This window comes from Okeania sp. SIO2C9, from assembly GCF_010672455.1.
GTDB lineage: Bacteria > Cyanobacteriota > Cyanobacteriia > Cyanobacteriales > Microcoleaceae > Okeania.
The window spans coordinates 1-3,497 of sequence record NZ_JAAHGO010000178.1 but is presented as its reverse complement, the minus strand read 5'-3'; the positions used below and the strand labels follow the sequence as shown (position 1 = coordinate 3,497).

At 36.3% G+C, this 3,497-nt stretch carries 3 protein-coding genes; 1 reads left to right on the top strand and 2 read right to left on the bottom strand.

Annotated elements, in window-relative coordinates:
• Positions 1–210: 210 nt before the first annotated feature.
• A complete protein-coding gene (locus tag F6K23_RS40010; protein WP_293166704.1) occupies positions 211–1,839 on the bottom strand; it encodes a peptide chain release factor 3 in 1,629 nt (542 codons plus the stop codon).
• A 689-nt stretch (positions 1,840–2,528) separates the two neighbouring features.
• Here F6K23_RS40010 and F6K23_RS40005 point away from each other — a divergent pair.
• Positions 2,529–2,744 (top strand): hypothetical protein, encoded by a 216-nt coding sequence (locus tag F6K23_RS40005; RefSeq protein ID WP_293166703.1) that lies wholly within the window; start codon positions 2,529–2,531, stop codon positions 2,742–2,744.
• Between the two features lie 104 nt (positions 2,745–2,848).
• Here F6K23_RS40005 and F6K23_RS40000 read toward each other — a convergent pair whose 3' ends face one another.
• Positions 2,849–3,013 (bottom strand): hypothetical protein, encoded by a 165-nt coding sequence (locus F6K23_RS40000; protein WP_293166701.1) that lies wholly within the window; start codon positions 3,011–3,013, stop codon positions 2,849–2,851.
• Positions 3,014–3,497 lie beyond the last annotated feature (484 nt).

Genomic DNA, 3,497 nt, shown 5'->3' with positions numbered 1-3,497 from the left:
ATATCTGGCTTTCAATGTTTTCGACCTATTACTAACACGCTCGTAGTTTTATTATAGCATGGGTTGGCATTCCCATACGACGCTCCCCTTCGGGAGAGCGCGGGTATAAATGCCAACATTAGATAAATTGGAAAATTGGTAGCTATCTATCAAAAATAGGAGTTGAAAATTCCCTTTTAAATTGAAGCTATTTTTCCTTATTCCTTATGCCTACAAAGATTCTGGTTCCTGACCAGAAACAACAGGTGCTGTAGTATTCAAATTTAACTCTGGATGCTCAGACTCTACCTGTTGACAATTCCACTCATTCTTAAACAACAAAATAGGTCGTCCCCAGCTATCTTTTACAGCCACAGTATTAAATAACCTGCCAACTTGTCGCAGTACATCCCAACCAGAATTAACCCAACGCGCCACACTAAAAGGCAACATTTCCAAATTAGTTTCAACCCCATATTCATTTTTCATTCGGAACTGAACAACCTCCAATTGAAGTTGCCCAACAGCGGCTAAAATAGGGTCTCTTTTTGCCTCATCCGCAGAGTACATAATTTGTACAGCACCCTCTTCTCGTAACTCATTAACTCCTTTCCGAAATTGCTTAAATTTAGAAGGATTAGGATTTCTTAAATAAGCAAATATTTCTGGTGAAAAACAAGGGATACCTTCATACTCTAATTTCTTGCCATTATAAATAGTATCTCCAATAGCAAATACTCCTGGATTATTTAAACCAATTATATCCCCGGGATAAGCAATTTCAATAGAGTCTCTATCTTGAGCAAATAACTTTTGCGGGCGAGATAATCGAACTGTTTTACCTGTTCTAGCATGACTAACAGTCATATCTTTTTCAAATCTTCCCGTGCAAACCCGAATAAAAGCCACCCTATCTCGGTGTTTCGGATCCATATTAGCCTGCAATTTAAACACAAATCCAGTGAAGTTTGGATAAGTAGGAGAAACTTCACCTACAGTACTTTTATGAGTACCCGGTTTTAGAGCATATTCTAAAAAAGCATCTAAGAATAATTGCACCCCAAAATTAGTCATCGCACTGCCAAAAAATACAGGTGTCATTTCACCTTTATGTATTTCTTCTAAATCTAAATCAGAACCCAATTCTTCCAGCAATTCTATATCTTCTTTAAGTTGGTAATAAAGGTCTTGCTCCAGTAATTCTTCGATTCGAGGGTCGCCCAAACTTACTACCGTATTTCTTGCAGCCTTACTACCATGAACACTACGCTCAAACAGATGAATTTGTTTCTTTCTCCTATCAAAAACTCCCTTAAAGCGATCGCCCATACCTATAGGCCAATTTACAGGATATGTTTTTAAACCTAATTCTTTTTCTATTTCATCCAAGAGTTCTAAAGGTTCTCTTCCTGGTCTATCCATCTTATTAAAAAATGTAAAAATGGGTAGTTTTCGCATCTTACATACTTCAAATAATTTGCGAGTTTGAGGTTCTAAACCTTTAGCAGAATCTTCTAACATTACAGCATTATCTGCTGCAGCTAAAGTTCTATATGTATCTTCGCTAAAATCTTGGTGACCGGGAGTATCTAAGAGGTTAATTTGACAGTTTTGATATTCAAATTGTAAAACTGTTGAGGTAATAGAAATACCCCGTTGTTGTTCCATTTCCATCCAGTCAGAAGTAGCATGACGCTGCGCTCTTTTAGCTTTTACTGCACCAGCTTCATGAATAGCACCTCCATACAACAAAAGTTTTTCTGTCAGAGTAGTTTTACCCGCATCAGGATGGGAAATAATCGCAAAGTTACGCCGTTTATTTACAGCTGTTTGCAATTCGGTGTCAATTTCAATGGACATTATTTAGTTTAACTCCTAAAATAGGCAACAATTAATCATATTATATATTTATCTATACTATAGCAATCATAAATCATTTGTAAAAAATATCAGAATATATCAAAACTCTGAAACTTTTACTTCTATTCCTTGTTGCCTATTCCCTAAATTATAAAGATATTTTTCACAACTGAAATAGAATTGCTATATAATATTTGATATATTTATTATGATCATATAATTCGCACTAAAACTACTATATATATCACTTTAAAATAAAAAACAAATAAATAGAATCAAGCTAATATTAAACAAGTTAAAACTAAAGAATTGAATAATTTATGAACAGAGGCAAGTTATATGGAGTTCTTATCAAATATTTGGAGTACATGAAACTATATTCCTCACGGACATTATTATCTTTGGCAATCAGGATTAGGATGGCTATCAGATTTATTCATTATCTTAGCTTACTTTTCAATCCCTATTTCTTTAATTTATTTCATTCAGAAGCGACAGGATGTACCTTATCCAAAAATATTTGTCTTGTTTACAGCGGTTTTCATTTGGGTATACCACAGTAAGGACGTTCCATGGAACGTCCCTACAGGATTTTGCTTGTGAAGATGTGGTTCATCAAGAGCGAAAAGCGCTGTAGTGCATTTATTGTTGCCTGTGGAATGACCTACTTATACAAATTTGAAAAAAGAATGTTACAAATAATAAGTGCGATCAAAAGATTTTGCATGAAATGTTCCTTTGACAAAGCGGTAGCTCTTCGGAGCTTCCCCGTTGGGTGGGATGGCGAGGGAACCTCGCTGGCCGACCATCGACCAAGAGAGCGGTGCGACCCCGCGACGAGGCCAGTCGCACCTGGTAGCGCACCAAGAGAAAAAGAGAATTTACGACCTAAAAACTGGTATTGAAGCAATTCCCGTGTGACTCCGTCTGACTGAGTTCCCCTCCTGGGAGGGGCGCGCGGGTGGGTTGACTCCTAAGAAATAGCCTAACTATTTGTAGCAAACATTTATCAAATTGTTATTAATGGCAATTTGGACTCTCTGGCATCCCATCTATTGGCTATCGTTAAAGCAATAACTGCGGGAATATCAGTATTCACAGCAGGAACTTTAATACCATTAATATCCAAGTTATTAGAACTTTCTAGCCCGAAAAAACTAAAGGCAATTAACAATAAATTAACAGTATAAATTAGGGATAGAATAAAATCCCAGGAAGAATTACAACTATCTCAACAAAAACTTCAATTAATTATTAATACTATTCCACAATCAATTTTTTGGAAAAATCAAGATTTAATCTATCAAGGTTGCAATTATACTTTAGTCATGCTAATCAGTATACTCAAAATTTACATCAGTCTAATACCAATTCCCATGCATTATTGCTATACTTGGGCAATACTTCAGTTGTCAACTAATCACCACAACTAAAATCACTTTCCATGGTAATTTTAGCTCGCGAATGATGTTAATTATTCTTATGTTTACTTCTCCCCCACTCCCCCACTCCCCTACTCCCCCTCCTGGGAGCAGGGCTGTTTCATTCTCACTAAGCGTGTAGAATTATAGAGTAAAGAGCAGATTTAACCCCAAATTCGGCCTAATATTAGCTTGAATGGCCATTTTTTATGATTTAAAGCAGTGCGATCGCAGAGC